The organism is Flectobacillus sp., from assembly GCF_049240685.1.
GTDB lineage: Bacteria > Bacteroidota > Bacteroidia > Cytophagales > Spirosomataceae > Flectobacillus.
Genome location: NZ_JBMLSD010000302.1, coordinates 17,882 through 38,407, shown reverse-complemented (window position 1 = coordinate 38,407; position 20,526 = coordinate 17,882). Strand labels below are relative to the sequence as shown.

Here is a 20,526-nt window from a genome sequence, read left to right as displayed (position 1 = left end):
CCTTATTGAAGATTAAAATTATTCAGTATGAAAAAAGTATTGTTAGTATTTGGTTTAGTTTGCTCAACTCTTTTCGCCAAGGCTCAAGAAGTAGCTAAAGTGGGAATCAAAAATGTTGATTATGATGCGCTTAAGAAAATTGCAGTCAAAAATCCTGACAAGGATACATATATTAAAGAGGGAGCTTATGTATTGGATAACAGCAACCCACCATACATCTTCAAATTCTCAGATGGAAAAGAGCGTCGTATATATTTATACAAAGTCTTAGAAACTGCCGAAATGAAGGAAATGGGCTCTTTGATGGTTTTTACAACGCCTAAAGATGGCAAAAAAATCAACTTAGTAGTGCCCAATCCGATGGCCGAAAAAGAAGTTTGGGGCAAATATATCGATGACCTAAAAGATGGTGAAAAAGCCGTATCTGGATTTTCTTCTTGTGTAGCTTTTGTATTAGCAAAAGAATTTACAGGGGGCGCTTCGGGCGCTGAGCATGGCGCAGAAGATAAATACGAATATTGTTTTCCTGAGACAGCCACTGTAACTATGGCTGATGGTGCCCAAAAGTCTATTGCCGACGTAAAAGCTGGTGAGTTTGTGATGTCTTACAACACCCTAACCAACAAAGCCGAAACAACGCTTGTAGATGAAGTAATCGAGCACGACCATAAGTCTTTTGGCATTGTAAAAGTATTATTGAGCGACGCCGAAGACCAAGCTTTTGCTTCAACACAACCACTTTTTCAATTAACCGAATTGGAAGGTACAGCCAATCATCCTGTGCTTACTACTACGGGGCATGCCAAATTAGGAAATTTAAAAGTAGGTGAACAAGTGTTGATGTACAATAGCGATATGCATACTTTTAATCGCTATAAAGTATTTTCAACTAATTCAGACTATCGTACGGTCGAAAAGGTCTATAACCTTCGTACCGCTAATGATAAATACCTCGTGAATTCTATCGTGGTATTAGAAAAATAAGTGAAATGGTTTAATGCACACCGAAGGTTTCGACCTTCAGCCGAAATATTAAGCCTACCGAAAGGGACTTAATTTTTTTGAGATTGTTTTTGGATAATTTTTAAATCCTTTCTCTTCTAGGGAAAGGATTTATTTTTTTTAGATGTGGCAATATATGCCTTTCGGGCGTTTTTTTAAGCTAATTAAAGACTTGAAATTGCTTTTTTAGATAAAATACTTTTTGGTACTAATCCAAGATTTGTTTTTGGTATAAAAAGAGTAAATAGAAGATTTTGTTTATTTTGTTTAAAAAAAAATTGTTAAAATTATATTTTATTCAAAAAATGCTTTTACCTTTGTAAAGCTAATCAGTTAGCAATATCCAAAAACAATCTATTGAAGATTTTATAATAATAATTGAAACAACAGATTGCAGCTTTAATAAGCCAAAATCTTAAAGATATTTTCAGAGCGAATTTTAAAATGATAAAATTTTAGGGTCACCGTAAGTGACAAACTATGAAAGTACCAATTTGATTAATTTACTAAACTCAAAACAACTATTTAACTTTGAAGCTCTGATAAGCCCCAGCTAACCACTGGGGCTTTTTTATTGAGTAATTTTCTATTGAGAGAGTGTTGAAATTCTCCTTCAAGTTTTGTCAATACAGATAGCGAATATACCGTTAACGATTAATCTCTTTCACGATTTGCGCCAAAATCTGCTGTTTCTCTGCCGATATATCTACTTGGTTTTCTATTACCTCTAATTGCTTTAATACATTTTTTAAAAACTTCTGATGTGCCTCTGATGTAATATCGAAAGGTTTGTGAGTCAAAGCTTTTTTAATTTGTTGCCATTTGGGCAAAAAAGCTTGTAAATCATCTGAGAAATAGGTTTTTACGAACTGCTCAAAAATATATTGCTCCGCCACTTCATTCGGATGAATCATGTCGGCTTTGTAAAAACGATAATCACGGAGGTCGTCTATCATGATTTCGTAGGATGGAAAATACGTAACATTTTCATAATCAGTACTGAGATAATGGCACGCAGTTCGAAGAATTGATTTAGATAATTGATTTTCGGCCAGTCCTTCTTTGGTATGTCGCACTGGCGAAACGGTAATAATGATTCTTAAAGAAGGGTTCAACTCACTAATGGCTTTGTGTATCTCGGCGAATTTTTTACAAATATCCTTCACACTCAATAAGTCCTTTTCGAATAAACTTGCAGGCATTTTATGACAATTGGCTACATAGCTTGGCGTAGCTTTGAGCTGATGTACAAATGCAGTTCCGAAAGTCAAAACCAAGAAATCATATTGCTGAATCTGAATTTTTGCTAGGTTATGATTCAATAATTCCTTTAAAGACGCTTGTTGAGTTGCAAAAAACTGTGAGTGAAAATCATAGTGAAACCATGTTTGCTGGTGTTGCACAAACAGCCGCTCGTCGACGTTTTGATAGCCAGGATTCAAAAGTTTGAAAATAGACATGGGGTTAAACAAAGTCCCAAAAGGGTTCACATCTGTGGCAATTTTGTTTTCCTCAAGCTTTTGTCCAATAACTTGTGCAAAGCATGAACCGACTGTCAATATCTTGGATTGAAGTTGTATTTGAAAGGGCGATTTTTCTATATTTATTGGCGTTCTGAATTCCATAGGGCAATTTTGACAAAATATTTTGTAAAGGTAAAGTTAAGCAATTTAGGCTTTGATAGTTTTTAAAACCTGTTTAACGAATACCCAGATAGTCATAAAATAGGATTCTAAAATTGAAAAGAATTCAGAATTCTCTAATTCCCTCAATCACAATTTACTACCTTTGTGGTAGATATAGGTGCTTTATGCTTCAAATCTTGGAAGTGTCAAAGCTTAATAGGGAATTAGGTGAAAAGCCTAAACTGTCCCCGCAACTGTAAGTTTCGTTTTGTGTCGAATTCAATCTTCATGGCCACTGCCCTTGCGGCGGGAAGGCTCGAAGTCGATGAAACAAGTCAGGAGACCTGCCTTTTATCTATTCTTGGTACAATTTACGGTGGATGAATTGTTGCTGAGCGTTCGCTTTTCTGTTCATTTTCTATTCTTTTATATCCAATCATCAAACCTATTTTTTAGGTTTAGGAATTGATATTTAGCTAGAAAACAATTATCAAATCAATGTTTAAATCTTTATTTTTCTGTTCTGGATTACTTTGTATGGCAAGCCTGAGTATGGCTCAAAACAAGGTAACAAACCTTAACGAAGTTGTAGTTACGGCCAATAAAGTACCTCAAAAACAATTACAGACAGGAAAAGTTTTAACCGTTATTTCCAAAGAAATTTTGGAGCGGAATGTAGGCAAATCACTTGGAGAGCTCCTCAATCAGCAAGTAGGTATGCAGGTAGTAGGCTCTCAACTAACACTTGGGGCAAACCAAGAAGTTAGTATACGAGGCTTAAGTAATGGCTATGCTTTGTTGTTGATGGATGGCATTCCATTAAATGACCCTTCTACGATTGGTAATTATTTTGACTTAAACGTTATTTCAATCGACCAAATCGAAAGAATTGAGATTTTGAAAGGCGGACAATCCACCCTTTACGGCTCGGATGCTGTAGGAGGCGTTATTAATATTATTCGTAAAAAAGCTGATAATAAGCCGTTTAGCGCACAAGCTAACCTTTCGGGAGGCAGTTATGGTACATGGAAGGGTGCACTGAATTTAAGTGGTACATTGAGTAAAAATTCGAGTTATGCTGTGGCATATACCAAGTTGTACTCAAAAGGAATTTCGCAAGCAGCCAATAAAAAAGATGATAATCTGAACGAAAAAGATGCCTTTAATCAAGATGCGTTTCGTGCTCAGTTTCAGCAAAAATTTGGAGAAAACCTTACAACCAAAGTTTTTGTAACAAACGAAACTTATCGTGCCGACATTGATAATGGGGCGTTTAGCGACGACAAAGATTTTGTAGCAAATAGCCGAAGCACACAGATAGGAGTAGGTGCGGAGTATTTTGTAGGAGGAGGCAAATTAGTGGCCAATTACCATTACAACGACCTCAAACGTAGCTATATCAACGATTCTAACTATGTGGCTCCTGATGCCTATGATAAGTATTCGGCGAGTAATTATGGTGCCAAAACCAACTATGCCGAATTATATGGTAGTTGGAGTTTGGGTAAAAATATAACTTGGTTGGTCGGTGCAGAATATCGCACTCAGAAAATGAACCAAACGTATTTGTCTATCAGCGATTGGGGCCCTTATGAAGATGCGCCATTGAGCGATGCCTTAGCCAATGTAAATCAGGTGAGTGGTTATACCTCGTTTACTTTGAATAATTTGGGTGGTTTTGGCGCTGAAGCGGGTGGTCGTTACAATCATCATTCTTTGTACGGAAATAATTTTACCTACACGCTCAATCCTTATTATTTATTGGGTAAAAACTTAAAAGTATTAGCCAACTTCTACTCAAGTTTCAAGTCGCCAACGTTGTATCAATTGTATTCTCCTTATGGCAATACAGCCTTGAATCCTGAAAAGTCATTCACGCAAGAAGGCGGTTTTCAGTTGTTTAGCAATAATCAACAATCCTATTTTCGAGCGGTGTATTTCAATACAACCATCAATGATGTGATTATTTTTCAGTCAATTAGTACTGCGCCGTATGGCAAGTATGTTAATTTTAACAAGCAAGCAAGTAAAGGTTTAGAGTTGGATGCTCAAGCACAGTTAGGCAAGTTTAATCTTTCGGCTACCTATACGCACCAAATTGGCGAGCTAACAACCAAAGTGGCAGGAAAAGACACGACTTATAAAAATTTGATTCGTCGTCCAGAAAATGCCTTTACCTTGAGTTTGGGTTATCAGGCTACTTCAAAATTATATGTGAGTTCAACTTTGAGAGGCGTAGGTACTCGCAAAGATACCTATTATGACAATGACCAATTCAAATCTATCAATGTAGACTTGGATGCGTATCAATTATTAGATGTATATGGTGAATATCGCATCAATTCAAAAATCAAAGCATACGCTGATTTAAGAAATATATTGAATACCCAATTTGTAGAAATTACAGGCTACCAAACCCGCCGATTCAATGCAAGTATTGGGTTGAGTTTGCTGTTTTAAAATAGGCACTAGGCATTAGGCAAGAGGCAATAGTTTTTAGTTAGAATAAGATAGCATTGTTTAATGCTTAGGAATTTTACATCCAGTAATTATGCCACTAGTGCCTCTTGCCTAGTGCCTTTACCCTCAAAAAATGAACCTCCTTTGCTCTTGGTCTGGTGGTAAGGATTCTTGTTTTGCTTTAATGCAAATGAATCAACGACCTACCGTCATTTTTACAACACTTAACGAATGGGGCGACCGCTCACGTTCGCATGGTTTGAGCCCAGCTATTCTGGATGCTCAAGCCAAGGCTATTGGCTGTCCAAGTGTTACAATTAGTACCTCTTGGGACAATTATACCGAAAAATACATCGCACGTCTCAAGTCGCTGACTAATGAATACCAATTGACAGATGCCGTTTTTGGAGATATAGATCTACAGCCGCATCGTGAATGGGAAGAAAAAGTTTGTGCCGAGGCTCAGCTCAACTGTCACTTGCCACTTTGGAAAAAGAACCGTAAGGAATTAGTATTTACGATGATTGAGTCAGGGATAAAAACCATGATTGTATCTTGTAATGATACTTTGGGCGCATCTTTTTTAGGAAGAATTATGGATGCCAAAACAGTAGAAGATTTGGAAGCTCGGGGAGTGGATGTTTGTGGCGAAAACGGAGAGTTCCACACTGTAGTATTAGATTGCCCCTTGTTTCAATATCCCATTGAAGTAATTCAAAGAGAAAAATTAATTCATAACAATTATCATTTTTTAGAGTTATCATTGATATAATGTTGAAAATACAAATTCATTGTCCACGTTGCCAACAACCATTTCAATGTAAAGTTGACGAGATAGCGCATTGCGATTGTCAACAACTAACATTAAACTTTGAACAAACTCAACAATTGAGACAGTTGAGTTTAAATCAATACCAAGGACAATGTTTGTGCAACACTTGTATAAAGTCTCTCATTAAAACCCATTTTAAAGACCATGATGCAGCTCAGTCCTAAAACCTTCTGCGACACTTTCTCAAGTGTAAATAACTCGATGCCAATTTTGACTGGTATGGAATTTATGCGTCGCCCTGCAAGACTCAGCGATGCATTGCAACATGAATATGAGTGTGTGAGTAGAATGGCACATGTACAAAAATGGGATTTTGATTTGTATCATTTCAGAGAATTTATTCAAGACCCTCAACATGCCGTAGTAATTACCAATAGGCAGCAAACCATTCAGTGGGTAAATCATGGTTTTGCCAACATGACTGGCTACCAAGTACAAGAAGCTCTGGGAAAAAAACCAAGTTTTTTACAAGGAAAAGAAACCGACCCACTTACAAGGTCAGCTATTAAGGCTTGTTTGTTGGAAGAAAAAAAGTTTGAAGGAAAACTTATCAACTATCGCAAAGATGGCGAACCTTATTGGTGTGATGTTCGGATAGAACCTATTTTTAACGAGCAACAAAAACTCGTTAATTTCATAGCTTTTGAGGAAGAGATTGTTTGATGATTGACACAAGTTATCCAGAATTTTGAAGTAGGATGATGCTATATATTTGATTAAAAAAGCGGTTGAGAAACAATTTTCGGCCGCTTTTTTCATACTTCTGTGCTGTAGCTAACTTGGCTTAAGACGCAATTATGACGTTTTGTTAAAAACATTTATTTATCTAAATAAGTATTAATACTTATTTTATTTATGAGTAATTATTACCAATTTTGTAATAAGTTAATAATTCATCTCATGCTATCGAATTGTAAACTTTAACAGAGAAAAGACCGAACGCCCCCCGAAAAACGTTCGGTCTTTTATTTTTTACACCAGATTCGACATCAAAACTTACGAAAATTATAAAAGTTTCTTGTAAAAACTGAAGAAAATTCTAACTTGTAACCTAATTTGTACTGAGCTATTCGAAGTTTTTGAAGCCGAACTCAAAGGAATATTGTTCAAGAAGTAAAACGTTTTCTAAATCTTCCTAAAATACTTAGACAAAACCCGTTAATCGTAATAACCCTACCAGCAATGAAAAAAATTGTGCTTGCCTTTTGCTTTTGGCTCTTAGGACTTGTGTTTGCCAAAGCTCAGACAATCTATGTAAACGGCCAATCATTAAATGCTATCCGAAATGTGAATTATATCACAATAAAAGCCGAAAAAGCATGGCTTGCAACCAAGCTATCTGTTTTTCTGGATTATGGACAAGGTACTTCCCCTCGTGAACAGGAGGTGACCGACGCAAATCGAAAACCGTTATTTTTTAATAGTAAAGTAGATATTTTTAACTTGATGGATCGTCAAGGATGGGAATTAGTGGATACCTACGAAGAAATAAAAGATGGGAAAACCTTTATCTTACATGTATTTAGGCGAAAAAATGTACCAAGAATCAAATAGGCTTATTTGCTAAAAAACTTGTAAAATTAGTTATAACAATAGATTAAAACGCCTCAACCTTTAGAAGGTTGAGGCATTTTTTTTATCTTTGAAAAGATTTGCAATCTTTTGCGCACAATGAGCAAATTCTTGCAACAGACTTTGAACTAATCATTTTAATTATACCATAACACCACTAGCTTTTAGCGAGATAGAAGTTAGTTATATCCCGAAATTAAAAAATTTATGAGTAAAGTTGTAGTAAGTGCTGAGAAGCTAAGACTAAGAACCCGTGCTGATAATAAAGGATGGAAAAAATGGGGTCCCTATCTGTCTGATCGTCAATGGGGAACCGTGCGAGAAGATTATTCTCCTAATCAAGATGCTTGGAATAATGTAACGCACGACATGGCTCGCTCAAAAGCCTATCGTTGGGGCGAAGAGGGGATAGGTGGTATTTCGGATAACAAATCGTATATCTGTTTTGCGCTTGCTTTGTGGAATCATAATGACCATATTTTGAAGGAAAGATTCTTTGGTCTAACAGGAAATGAATCGAACCACGGTGAGGATGTAAAAGAGTTATATTATTATCTTGACTCGACACCTACGCACTCGTATATGAAAATGCTGTATAAATATCCTATTGCTGCATTTCCTTATTCAAAATTAGTAGACGAAAGCCGTAAACGCTCAAGATTAGAACCTGAATATGAATTGTTAGACACTGGCATTTTTGATAACGATGAGTATTTTGATGTTTTTATCGAATACGCCAAGTCGGACGAACAAGATATATTAGTAAAAATTACGGCGCACAACCGTAGTAATAAGCCTGCACCAATTACCTTATTACCAACTATTTGGTTTAGGAATACATGGTGTTGGGGCTACGAAAATTTCAAATATAAGCCAATGTTGACGGGGGTGTCCAACAAGGCTATTGAAGTAGATAATAAAAGTGTGGGGCATTATAAGTTGTATTGTGAAAAAGCAGATGAATTATTGTTCTGTGATAACGAAACCAACTTTCAGCGTCTGCATGGAGTAGCCAATAACACTCAGTACACCAAAGATGGTATCAACGAGTATATTGTCAATAAAAACAAAGCAGCGGTCAATCCAAACAATATTGGTACCAAGGCTTCGGCTCGTTACACGCGTGTGGTGAAGGCTGGCGAAAGTGTAACCGTTCGTTTACGTTTATCTGACCACTCTATTTCAGAGCCTTTTGGAGGCTTTGAGGATATTATGGACAAGCGTATTCGTGAAGCAAATCAGTTTTATGATGAGTTGCAAGGAGGGGTAGAAGACCCAGAGTTGCGTTCAATTCAGCGTCAAGCTTATGCTGGTATGTTGTGGACAAAGCAATGGTATTACTACAATGTCAACGAATGGATTAAAGGTGATCCTTCTATGCCAAAACCTTCAGAACACCGTAAGTTTGGTCGAAATTCAGGTTGGCGACACATGTACGCAGCCAATATTCTTTCGATGCCCGACAAATGGGAATACCCTTGGTTTGCTGCATGGGATTTGGCCTTCCATACGATTCCATTGGCAAGACTCGACCCCGATTTTGCAAAACGCCAGCTTGCGGTAGTTTTACGTGAGTATTATATGCACCCTAACGGACAAATTCCGGCATACGAATGGTCGTTTTCGGATGTGAACCCTCCTGTACATGCTTGGGCAACGTGGCGTGTATATGAGATAGATAAAGAAATGAATGGGGTAGGGGATGTCAAATTCCTTGAGCGCGTTTTTCATAAATTACTCCTCAACTTTACTTGGTGGGTAAACCTCAAAGACGAAGGTGGTAATAATATCTTTGGTGGTGGTTTCCTTGGAATGGATAATATTGGGGTATTTGACCGCTCGGCAACTTTACCAACAGGCGGACGCCTCGAGCAAGCCGATGGTACAGGCTGGATGGCGATGTATAGCTTGAATATGCTTCGTATTGCCTGCGAAATTGCAGTTGAGCGCCCTGTATATCAAGATATGGCTTCTAAGTTTTTTGAACACTTCTTACACATTGCAGGTGCTATGCAAATGTTGGGTGGTTCAGAAATTAGCCTTTGGGATGAAGAAGACCAGTTTTATTATGATATGCTACATTTGCCTAACTCGCAAAGTATGTTGCTGAAAATCCGCTCGATGGTAGGGTTAATTCCACTTTTTGCTGTAGAAATTCTTACACCAGAAATGTTGGAAAAACTTCCAGATTTCAAACGTCGCGTGGATTGGGTTTTGGCCAACCGACCAGACTTAGCAGGTTTGATTTCGCGTTGGTATGAGCCAGGCAAGGGTGAAAACCGTTTGTTGGCCATCTTGCGTGGTCACCGAATGAAGATGATTATGAAAAAGATGTTTGACGAAAATGAATTTTTGTCAGAACATGGCGTTCGTTCATTGTCAAAATATCATCTCGAAAATCCGTATCAGTTCCGTGTACACAACGAGGTATTCAGAGTAGATTACACACCAGCCGAGTCTACAGGAAGTATGTTTGGGGGTAACTCCAACTGGCGTGGTCCTATCTGGATGCCAATGAACTTCTTATTGATTGACTCCTTGTTGAAATTCCAATCCTATTATGGAAATGATTACGAAGTAGAATATCCGACCAATTCGGGCAACATGGTGAGCATCAAACAAGCCGCTTTGAGTTTGGCAGAACGTTTAATCAAAATCTTTAGAACTGATGAAAACGGAAAACGCCCTATGTATGCCAATTACGAAAAAATGCAAACTGACCCTCATTTCAAGGATTTAGTGTTATTTTACGAGTATTTCCATGGTGATGATGGCAAAGGGCTAGGCGCGGCACACCAAACAGGTTGGACAGGCCTAGTGGCAGAGTTGATTTTGATGGTAAATGAGGCAAATAAGGCAGAAATAAAAGAGATTTTATAAGTAGGAAAAGGTCTTTAGTATATTAGAACTGTACGGAGGATTTCCAACAATTGCGGATTTCTGATTTCGGAAATAAAGTAAAACGACTTTATTTTTAACAAAATATAGCAAAATACACTTCCGAAATTCAACATCGGATATCCGAAATAAACAGTTTTATAATCCTTCGTACAACCTTAATAATATGTCATCAAATCATGAATCATCCAGAATTTAGTGATTTTTTATGTTACAAGCATTGCGTCTAAATCGGGATGATTCGAAATAGAGTATCAAAAAAGGCGTTCGAAATTAGATTTTCGAACGCCTTTTGAATATACGGTTAAAACATTACCCCATTGTCAAAATTCGAGAAGATTTCATTCTTAGAAGAAAATATAAATACCTATAGACCGACAACTCAAACTAATTTTGTACTCCTACGGAATAAACGTTAAATTATGCTCTGTTGAAGAAACTTAAAGATTATTTTAAGTCCTTTCCAGCAATATCTTCCCAGCGATAGAAATGAAAAGTTTTATCATCGCTCATCACGACGAATAACCCTTTTTTGAAGGTTTTATTCAAGGGTACTGCTGTAACGTCAGAACCATCACTTTGTTTGGCTTCGACTTTTACTACCTTGAGCTCAGGATGCTCGTTAGGATTTTTCGCAGAACCTTCTCTTGGGAAAATATGAAATTGATTGGCTCCTTGGTCGGAGACAAGAATATAGCCTTTACGAGCGGATGTTTGATAAATCGAAATTCCTTCGTGGTCTTCTGAGAAACCTGTTGTAGCAAACAAAGCCAATTCTTGGTCGCCTTTTGAGGGTTCGGCATAGTATTTTCTTACGCCGATACCTTCGTCCGAATAATAGACATAGCCTAAGGCATCATCAACTGCAATGGATTCAATTTCTTTTTTACCACTATAAGTACCAAATTTTCGAATAAAAGTAGCTTTTACTTGTCCTTTACCATTATCCGATAATTCATATTGCCAGATATATCCGCCTGTTGTAGGGCCGTTTTTACGACCTACCATAGCATAGATTTTCCCTTCAGGAGTTTTGTACAAAGCTATCCCCATCAAATCACGGAATTCTGTTCCTGTTTCACCTTCAAACATTGGAATTCCACCATTGTCGATAGGCTTCATGTCGGGCAATGAATAAATACGCAACTGATGATTCATTCGCTCGGTAGTAACGGCGATATCTACTTTTTTTCCTCCAATTTTTAAACCATATTCTATATCTACATTATTAGGACGCTTCAGTCCTCTCACTACTTTGTCTGACTGGATTTTTCCCTGTAAATCAAAGACAAACAACGCTCCATCCTGATTTTTATCGGTACCAATAATTAAGCTTTTGCTTGGGTTTTGAGGGTTTATCCAAATAGCAGGATCGTCGGTATCATGCTTAACTGAATCAGTAATAACAACGGGTTTAATAATCGTTTGAGCACAAGCATTCTCAATAGTCGAAACAATCAAGCTCAAGGATAATAATTTAAAGAGAAGTTTCATGAAATAAGTTGGTTTTGTTCAAAGTGAACAGGCGCAAAGGCATAAAGTGACAAAGTATTTTTAAATTAATGAAGCTTTTATAAAACTCCACACCCTTTGTGCCTTTGCACCTATGTGCCTGTTCACTTCATTATTAATCTACTTCCCACCAAAAGCACCAATATAATTAGCTGGTTCTGGGGAAGTGTATGTTTTGCCGTTGGCCGTAATACCTGTTTTGAAATTACGCGTAAAGGTAGTGATACCCTTGTTCAAAGCAGCCGAGCCTGATAATAACGAGAAATCCCATGAGCTATTGTAATCGGCGTTCATGACATCGGTTGATAAGGGGTAGTTCGCAAACTTTGGATCGTTATCTCCCGCCTTTGTACCACGGATTTCGTTTGTGCCCGATGCGATTTCGGCTGTTGGTTGGAACTGATCTACCGTCGTTTGATTATAGCCATAGTACAAGTTGTTTTGAATCACCGAACGAGAATCTTCTGGTTTTTTCACATCACGTTTGATACCGAAACGACAATTAGCCAATAGGTTGTTGTACAAATCAGCACGCACACTAGCCTCGATCCAGATAGAACCGCCTTTGATGGTTGGGCGTCTCCAGCCTGTGTTTAACAAGGTATTGTTGTAAGCTACCACGTATGCTTGTGGAGTACGGTCGCCTGAGTTTGATAGTTTAAGAGCGTTGGTGTTGGTACTGTAAACCAAATTATAAGCCACATCAGCAATACAGCCCGATTTGATATTGATAGCTTCGCCACCTGTAACACCTGTAGTATAGAATTTATTATTTGAGAAAATAATACTTCCACCTTCTAAATAAGTACAGTCTTCATTGAAATTGCGGAAAATGCTATTAACCACCACCAATTTACCTGATACATTTGAATACCAAAGCGCTGGCACGTTTTCGCCACTAGCCGCTTTATATAAACCTAATTTTACCGAAGTAGAAGCTTCTGTAGTGGTAGCACCACCATATTCTAAGATAACATTGTCTAACACTAATTCAGCACAAGTTTTGCTAGCCAAAATTCCACCCCAAAGCTTACCAAATTTGTATTTTGTGGTACGAGCCGTTTCTGGAACCGTAAATTTGACTGGATTACTCGCATTACCTGTAGCATATAAGTTACCATTAACGATAATTTCAGGCTTTGCCGTTGTGTCCATCACCACGGTTACTCCTTCTTCGATGCTTAGCGTTTTTCCCGCAGGCACAATAATGTCGCCAGTTACTTGAATAATGCTTCCTTTTTTCCATGTACCCGATACTTCGCCCGCTACAGTTTGTTCCTCTGGCTTTGGATCTGAGTTGTCTTTTGTACAGCTTGTGCATAGCGATGCCAGCAACAAGACACTTGCTAAAATGCTTGAAGTTTTCATGTTTTTTGTAAAAATTAGAATTAAAGTTTGAAGCGCAAGCCTAATAAATAGCTGCGTTGATAATAGTCTTGTCGAATTAAAGTTTTGTTACTAAGGTTTGATTGTTCTGGAATAGACGAGTTTACAGGATTGCTATTTTTGATAAAAACACGCATTGGTGTGTTTAAAAGGTTATTAGCCTTAACAAAAATCGTCCAATGTTTCCCTATATTTTTTTCGATAGAAGCATCCATTTGGATAAAAGCTTCTTGCCAAAGGTCATTGTTCAAAAATTGAGATACGGTGTTGATACGCTCGCCCGTATACGAAGCTGCCAATTGTGCGTCAATGCCTTTTTTACCATCTTTATAAAAAACAGATAGATTTCCTACATGTGCCGACTGCCCATACATCGGACGAGTTTGGTCAACGCTACGAGGCTCTAGGTTGCCTTGGGCATTACGAATACGAATCATCTTCTTGGTCGTAATGTTTGAGTTGGTATAGGTGTAGTTGGCTTTGAAGCCAAAGTTTTGGAAGTTTTTAATCACATCCAATTCCAAGCCATAGTTCTGAGCTGTTCCAAAATTGCCTGGGGTATAAAACACATCTTGTCCACGGGTTTCGTCCACTTGCAATGTATATTCAATAGGATTCTGAATATTTTTATAAAAAACACCAGCCATCAATTGGTCTGAGGCATTAGGAAAATACTCATAACGGAAATCAATGTTGTCGGCAACAGCACGTTTTAGGTCTGGATTACCACGTTCTTGGTATTCTTCGTTGACAATTTTCCCCGGCACAATTTCAAAAAATCCTGGGCGATTGATAGAACGGAAATAAGAGAAACGTAAGTTTTGATTATGCTCCAAAGCATATTTTGTGTGAATGCTTGGCAAAATATCCCAATAATCTTGCGTGCCAGATGGACGAAGCTCGCCCAAAGGATATAGCATATCATATCCCTGCGAAGTATGCTCGGCACGAACTCCTGTGATGATTTGCCACTCTTTTGAGCTCCATTTTCCCATAACATACGCTGCTCCTATTTGCTCGGAAGCTTTGTAATTAAGTGCCGATGCTACCGTACCACGAGGGTTTTCCAGAGACCAAGACAAATCGCTATATTGCTTGTAATCTGTTTGATAAAGGGCAAAAGGATTAATAGGTTTAAAGATATAGTTGTTATAAAAATTATCTCGTTGCTTGGTTCTAAACAAACCACCAGCACTCCAATCAATGCCTTTGAATAGGTAATTTACATTTGCATAAAGCGCTATATCTTGGTCGTTGTTATGTTCCCAACGACGAGCGCTTTCAGTTGGATAGGTAAGTGTTTCAACAAATTTTTCTCTTTTTCCTAAAAAATTCACACTAGTATTTTCTGGTACAGCATTGGTTGCCAAAGAATACACAGCCGACCAGTTCACTGAAAGGTTTGTTGCTAACTGGTGTTTAGCTTGTAAAGTTGAATTAAAAATACTTTGTCGAGTATATCTTAAACGAGTCGAAAATCCTAGACCAGCATTGCCTGCCACAGGGTCATAGCCACCAGAAGAAAAATCAGTAGTTTTGGTTTGGCGAACCTGCCAGTTTTGCAAATTCATAAACGCATTGTACCACTGTAATTTAGTACGTGAGTTGAGGGCAAAATCTAGTTTGGCATGTAGTCCCAAACGTTGTTGTTGCTCTGAGTAATTACGTTGCGCCAAACTAGTAATTCGAGAAGTTGTTTCTGTATCGTAAACAGTAGAATTGTAAAAATCACTATTACTACCACGGAAAGTATTTTGGAAACTTCCTGCCAAAATTACCCCCAAACGATTATGCATATAGCGGTTGCCTGCCGACAAACCCGCAACGATATTTGGCATAGGCGAAGCTGATTTTGTATCTAAAAACCCTTTCGCAAAATCCTGTATCGTAGCAGAATACGTTTTTCCATAGGCCTCATACGGTGACTGGGTGTGAATCAAACTTTTGTTCATCGAGTCAAATGAGCGATTCATAAACAATTCGCTGTATCCTGTAGCCAAATTGGCTTTTAGTTCTAGTTGTGTCGGTGCTTCTTTCATCACCATGTTGATTACACCACCAACTGCATCGCCTTCTTTGTCGGGCGTAAGAGATTTGCTTACTTCTAAGCGACCTAACAGCTCGGAAGGGAATATATCTAAAGGTACATAGCGATATTTATTGTCTGGACTTGGAATTTTGATACCATTGACCAAAGTATAATTATAGCGTTTGTCCATACCACGCATAATGGCGTATTGCCCATCACCATTGCTATTTCGTTCGATTGAGATACCCGAAACACGTTGTACCAAGTTGGCAACCGTTAAATCAGGTGAAATTTCGATGGCTTTTCCCGAAACGATATTCATCAACTGTAGCGCATTGCGTTCGGCGGAGCGAGCGGCAAGTTCAGAAGATTTATCACTATTAGCCGACACCACCACTTCTTCGAGTGTCTGATTAGCATGAGGTTTAAGCTGAATTTTGCGGTTGGTATGTTGCGAAATTTCGATAGTTTCCTCAAAAGACTGATAACCCACATAGCTTACTTTGATGGTATGAGTTCCTTTTTTGAGTCCTTTGATACGAAAGTTTCCGTCTAATCCCACCACATCATAAACTCCTTGTGGAACAGCCCTTACGACAGCACCAACGAGCGGTTCGCCTGTTTGTTGGTCGGCAACTGAGCCATGAAGTTGAAAGTTTTGCGTAAATCCAATGTGTGCCATTAGGCAACACCAAAGCATTATAAAATATTTGCACATAATTGTCGATTGAGACCTAACTTGAATACGGATGAGCATCGAGAGCCTCGTTGTTTTTGCTGTGACAAAGGTGCGACAAGTCTATTTTGATTTGCAAATTTGTGCCGTTACAAAAAGGAAACAGCGTTACAAAGAGCGTTAACAAAAAAGCAACAGCGTGAATTTAATCCGTTTAACTATTTGTAAATCAGTATTTTTTGTTTTTAAAAACGTTACATTATCAAATTGTTAACGTTACGTTTCTGAATTATAAAGACTGAATAAAGGAAGAAAGATTTTCTCCTTGAGCCAAATTGAGCTTCTTGCGAAGACGATATCTGAGCACTCGCAAGCTATCTTGTGATACACCTAATAAGGAGGCGATTTCGGCAGAATTAAGATTCATTTTGAGTAAAGCAATCAAGCGAATATCGTTGGAGGTAAGTTGTTCGGTATGAGATTTTAGTTTTTCTAAAAACCTTTGATGCACCTGCTCAAACACATGACGAAAGTGCTCCCAATCGTGATCGTGGGTAAAACTTTGATGGATTTCCTGCATGATTTGTTTCAGATTTTTTGAAACATTTTTTCGGTCATCTTTCAACGTCTCTTCCAAACGCAAATACAGTTTTTGCAAAAGCTGATTTTTTTGAATGACGTGCAAAGTGTGTGCGCTCAATTCTTGCGTTTTGATTTCGAGTTGATTTTTCAGGTACTCTTCCTCCAATTGCTGATTGCGCAAAGCCGCTTGCATCAAGGCCTGTTCGGTTTCGGATACCTTTTGATTTTGTTGGTTAAGATGTAATTCATTAGCAATTTTCATACGTTGGCGACTCATAATCACAAAGCCCAAGCTTCCTAACAAAACCAATACCACTGCTACAGCAATACCCACAATTTGGTTGGTTTTGGTGGCATGGTCGAGACGTTCGATTTCTGCATTTTTTTTGGCAATATCATACATCACTTGTAGTACAGCCATTTGCTGCATACTTTTTTCGGAATAAATATCCATAGTCATTTTCCGACTCAGTTCAAGATAGAAATAGGCACTATCGTTACGTCCTAAATCGTGCAAGGCTCTCGATATATCTCTGTAAGCACTGGCTTCTTGATATTTTTCTTTAAGTGATTGTGAAAGCAATAGGGCTTTTCTCGAATAATTAAGTCCCTCTTGGGTTTTTCCCGTTTTTCTTAAAACATCTCCCAAATTATTGAGCACTTCTATTTGTGACAATTCATCTTTAGCTATTTGGTTGACAGTTAGGGCTTTGTTGAAATAGAAATAGGCTGAGTCATACCGAGATAAATCTTCAAAAATACTTCCTAAATTTTCATAAATTTTGGCAATACCACTCTGATTACCAGCTTTTTGATATTCATTGATAGCTTTACGTTGAAAGTCGAGTGCCAAAGGATATTTCCCTTGCTTTTCATACAAATGTCCCAAACGGCCATAAGTTTTGGCGATTCCACTTGGTTCTTTTTGTTTCTGAAAAATCTGTAAAGCTTCCTGATATTGTTGCTGAGCCGCATTGGGATTGCGGAGGTAATAATACAAAAGTCCCAAGTCGCAAAGGTTATCAGCCAAAAGTAGGGGCTTTTGTTGGCTTTTCAACACCTTATTAGCTTGTAAATGAAGCTCCAAAGCTTGTGGATAATGCCCAAAATGAAAACATAATTGTCCCATTTGTTGAAGGTACAGTCCAGCCTCAAGCATTTGTTGTCTTTCGACAGCCGAGTTGTATTGGGCTTTGAGCTTGAGCAGTTTGGTATCTGGATGAGGGATTTCACTGTAAAAAGTATCTTTATCGAGGGTTTGAGCCGAACCATGAAGTACAATACCCAAAGCCCAAAGGACAAGCAGAAATTTGGCGTGCAGTTTTATAGACAACATATCAAAGGGAAATTTGAAAATCAGCACAAAGTTGCCCCAAGATTCCCAAAGCGTAATAGCTAGATAATATTGTTAATGATTATTTAATGAAGAGGGATGTTTAGGGGCAAAGGCACAGAGGCACAAAGTGGGGTTAGGGAAAAGTCGTGATTTGTTGAAAAGGTTCTTGGGATTGTGTGGTGTTTATATAAGTCTGTTGATTACTGGATAAAACGATAAAGTATGATTCAGGTTTTTATACTTTTCTACTGAATTTTATAAAAACAGTTTCAAACTGTTAAAGAATGAGTCCAAGACTAAGTCTTGAACTAGTATATTCAATTTTGTCCAGTAATCAGATAAATCTGCAAATTCTAACGGCATAATCCATATAAGTCTATACAAGAATAGGGACACATCAGCGCCCCTATTCTTGTATAGACTAAGTCCTAAAGTATTTCTATTTACTAATATCCAACATAGCTTTCAAAGCCTTAAGTGCTGGCTCACGAACGTCTTCTGCTACCTGAATTTCTGGTAACTCATAGAACATCGCGTTGTAGAGTTTTTCCAAGGTATTCATTTTCATGTATGGACATTCTGAACAGGCACAAGTGTTTTTCTCGTTGGCAGGAGCTGGAATAATCTTTTTGTTTGGAACAGACTCCTTCATTTTATGTAAAATACCTGCTTCGGTAGCTACGATAAACTCTTGGTAATCAGAATCTTTTACAAAATTTAAAAGAGCAGTAGTTGAGCCTACAAAATCAGCTTGCGAAAGAATCACTTCTTTACATTCTGGGTGAGCGATTAATAAAGCATTAGGATTTTCTTCCTTTACTTTTTTCAATTTCTCTAACGAAATATCGATGTGAACGATACAAGCTCCATCCCAAAGGATAAGGTCACGACCTGTTTTTTTCGCTACATATCTTCCCAAGTTGGCGTCTGGTGCAAAAATAATTTGCTTATCAGCAGGAATTGATTCAACTACTTTAAGGGCGTTCGACGAAGTACAAATAATATCTGTCATGGCTTTTACGTCAGCTGTACAGTTGATATAACTTACCACAACAGCTTCGGGATACTGCGCCTTGAAAGCAGCAAATTCCTCTTTTGGCGCAGAATCTGCCAATGAACAACCTGCATTAAAATCGGGGATAACCACTTTTTTGTTAGGGTTCAAAATTTTGGCTGTCTCACCCATAAAATGCACGCCACAAAATACAATCATGTCGGCATCTGTCTTTTCGGCTGCTTGTGCCAAGGCAAGACTATCTCCCAAAAAGTCGGCCAAATCTTGAATTTCGGCATCTACATAATAGTGAGCCAAGATTACCGCATTTTTTTCCTTTTTGAGCTTTAAAATTTCTTCTTTTAAGTCAGTGCCCTTAAAAGGTACCGAACGGCTCACATAGCCTACTTTATTTACTTCGTCTAGTAAGTTCATCTTTATTAATCGGTGAATTGTTGTCTAGTTAAAAAATTATATCGGACTTTGATAGATAGATAAAAGGAGGTTATTTATTAACCGTATTTACGTTATTAGTATCAATTCATGATAAATACTATAGCTATGTCATTAACTTTATTTTTCATGCTATCCAGTACCATGGAGTTGTGAGCTATACCAAGCGGAGTTGAGACATGCATCTTTAGCTACTTTTATGAAAATGAATGTATTTTTCTATTTTTTCCGAAATCAGCAATCCCAAATCCACAATCGCTGAAAACATTCATAACTCACAATTCCTCATTATTCCTTAGTACGCTTTCAAGCTTAAATCTAAGCTTTTGATTTGGTGTGTCAATGCACCACTTGAAATATAATCTACGCCACATTCTGCATATTGGCGAATGGTAGTTTCGTTGATACCGCCCGAAGCTTCAGTCAAGTATTTGCCATCGATTAAGCGAACTGCCTCACGAAGATTTTCAAAGCTAAAATTATCCAACATGATTCTGCTTACTTGACCAATTGCTAAAACTTGCTGTAGTTCATCGAGGTTACGTACTTCTATTTCGATTTGAAGATTTTTACCCGTTTGTACTAAATATTCATTTGCCTGTCGAATCGCATTGGCAATACCTCCCGCATAATCTACGTGATTATCTTTTATCAAAATCATATCAAAAAGAGCATAGCGGTGATTTACGGCACCCCCTATTTTGCAAGCCCATTTTTCACAAAGTCGAAAATTTGGCGTTGTTTTTCGGGTATCTAATAACTTGGTATTAGTTCCCTCAATCAAATTAACCATCGAGCGTGTGTAGGTAGCAATACCCGACATACGTTGCATACAATTGAGTACCAAGCGCTCGGCCTTCAATATCGACTGCGAACGACCCTCTACGGTTAATACGATTTGTCCACGGTCGATGGCGGTACCATCTTCGAGGATAGTTGTAACCTGAAGTTCAGGATCAACTTCTGCAAAAATCATTTTGGCGAGTTCGACACCAGCCAAAATCCCTTTATCTTTTACCAATAATCTGGCACGTCCAATGGCATCATGCGGTACAGTCGAGAGCGAAGTATGGTCGCCATCACCGACGTCTTCAGTCAAAGCATTTTGAATGAAGTTTTTGATATAAGTTGGTTCTAAATAATTAAACATGCTAGATACAGATTGTTTT

The 20,526-nt window shown here is 38.0% G+C and carries 14 protein-coding genes and 1 riboswitch; of the genes, 7 read left to right on the top strand and 7 right to left on the bottom strand.

The window, feature by feature from the left end:
* The first annotated feature begins 27 nt into the window (after positions 1 to 27).
* A complete protein-coding gene (locus ACOVQ4_RS13675; RefSeq protein WP_421821189.1) occupies positions 28 to 984 on the top strand; it encodes a Hint domain-containing protein in 957 nt (318 codons plus the stop codon).
* Between the two features lie 665 nt (positions 985 to 1,649).
* On the opposite strand, the gene ACOVQ4_RS13670 is transcribed toward ACOVQ4_RS13675, so the two are convergent.
* Positions 1,650 to 2,627, bottom strand: a complete 978-nt coding sequence (locus ACOVQ4_RS13670; protein ID WP_421821188.1) for a GSCFA domain-containing protein — start codon at positions 2,625 to 2,627, stop codon at positions 1,650 to 1,652.
* Positions 2,628 to 2,787: 160 nt separating this feature from the next.
* Positions 2,788 to 2,993: riboswitch (cobalamin riboswitch) on the top strand.
* 132 nt (positions 2,994 to 3,125) lie between these two features.
* Here ACOVQ4_RS13670 and ACOVQ4_RS13665 point away from each other — a divergent pair.
* The 6 genes from ACOVQ4_RS13665 (at position 3,126) to ACOVQ4_RS13640 (ending at position 10,371) form a co-directional block, all read left to right on the top strand.
* On the top strand, positions 3,126 to 5,087 hold the full coding sequence (locus ACOVQ4_RS13665) for a TonB-dependent receptor plug domain-containing protein (RefSeq protein ID WP_421821187.1): 1,962 nt from the start codon (positions 3,126 to 3,128) through the stop codon (positions 5,085 to 5,087).
* Positions 5,088 to 5,220: 133 nt separating this feature from the next.
* Positions 5,221 to 5,859 (top strand): diphthine--ammonia ligase, encoded by a 639-nt coding sequence (locus tag ACOVQ4_RS13660; RefSeq protein ID WP_421821186.1) that lies wholly within the window; start codon positions 5,221 to 5,223, stop codon positions 5,857 to 5,859.
* Positions 5,859 to 6,083 carry a cysteine-rich CWC family protein gene (locus tag ACOVQ4_RS13655; RefSeq protein ID WP_421821185.1) on the top strand — a complete coding sequence of 75 codons (225 nt, stop codon included), beginning with the start codon at positions 5,859 to 5,861 and terminating at the stop codon, positions 6,081 to 6,083. Before ACOVQ4_RS13660 ends, ACOVQ4_RS13655 begins: the two co-directional genes overlap by 1 nt.
* Entirely contained in the window at positions 6,064 to 6,582 is a 519-nt protein-coding gene (locus tag ACOVQ4_RS13650; protein WP_421821184.1) for a PAS domain-containing protein, read from the top strand. Before ACOVQ4_RS13655 ends, ACOVQ4_RS13650 begins: the two co-directional genes overlap by 20 nt.
* 519 nt (positions 6,583 to 7,101) lie before the next feature.
* Positions 7,102 to 7,473, top strand: a complete 372-nt coding sequence (locus ACOVQ4_RS13645) for a hypothetical protein (RefSeq protein ID WP_421821183.1) — start codon at positions 7,102 to 7,104, stop codon at positions 7,471 to 7,473.
* Between the two features lie 225 nt (positions 7,474 to 7,698).
* On the top strand, positions 7,699 to 10,371 hold the full coding sequence (locus tag ACOVQ4_RS13640) for an MGH1-like glycoside hydrolase domain-containing protein (RefSeq protein ID WP_421821182.1): 2,673 nt from the start codon (positions 7,699 to 7,701) through the stop codon (positions 10,369 to 10,371).
* Between the two features lie 465 nt (positions 10,372 to 10,836).
* On the opposite strand, the gene ACOVQ4_RS13635 is transcribed toward ACOVQ4_RS13640, so the two are convergent.
* From ACOVQ4_RS13635 to nadC, 6 genes are all read right to left on the bottom strand, one after another.
* A complete protein-coding gene (locus tag ACOVQ4_RS13635; protein ID WP_421821181.1) occupies positions 10,837 to 11,883 on the bottom strand; it encodes a phytase in 1,047 nt (348 codons plus the stop codon).
* A gap of 138 nt (positions 11,884 to 12,021) precedes the next feature.
* Positions 12,022 to 13,269 (bottom strand): right-handed parallel beta-helix repeat-containing protein, encoded by a 1,248-nt coding sequence (locus ACOVQ4_RS13630; protein ID WP_421821180.1) that lies wholly within the window; start codon positions 13,267 to 13,269, stop codon positions 12,022 to 12,024.
* A 20-nt stretch (positions 13,270 to 13,289) separates the two neighbouring features.
* Entirely contained in the window at positions 13,290 to 15,998 is a 2,709-nt protein-coding gene (locus ACOVQ4_RS13625) for a TonB-dependent receptor domain-containing protein (RefSeq protein ID WP_421821179.1), read from the bottom strand.
* Between the two features lie 283 nt (positions 15,999 to 16,281).
* Positions 16,282 to 17,910 (bottom strand): tetratricopeptide repeat protein, encoded by a 1,629-nt coding sequence (locus ACOVQ4_RS13620; RefSeq protein WP_421821178.1) that lies wholly within the window; start codon positions 17,908 to 17,910, stop codon positions 16,282 to 16,284.
* Positions 17,911 to 18,349: 439 nt separating this feature from the next.
* Entirely contained in the window at positions 18,350 to 19,339 is a 990-nt protein-coding gene (nadA, locus tag ACOVQ4_RS13615) for a quinolinate synthase NadA (protein WP_421821177.1), read from the bottom strand.
* 313 nt (positions 19,340 to 19,652) lie between these two features.
* On the bottom strand, positions 19,653 to 20,507 hold the full coding sequence (gene nadC / locus ACOVQ4_RS13610) for a carboxylating nicotinate-nucleotide diphosphorylase (RefSeq protein ID WP_421821176.1): 855 nt from the start codon (positions 20,505 to 20,507) through the stop codon (positions 19,653 to 19,655).
* Between the last annotated feature and the right edge of the window lie 19 nt (positions 20,508 to 20,526).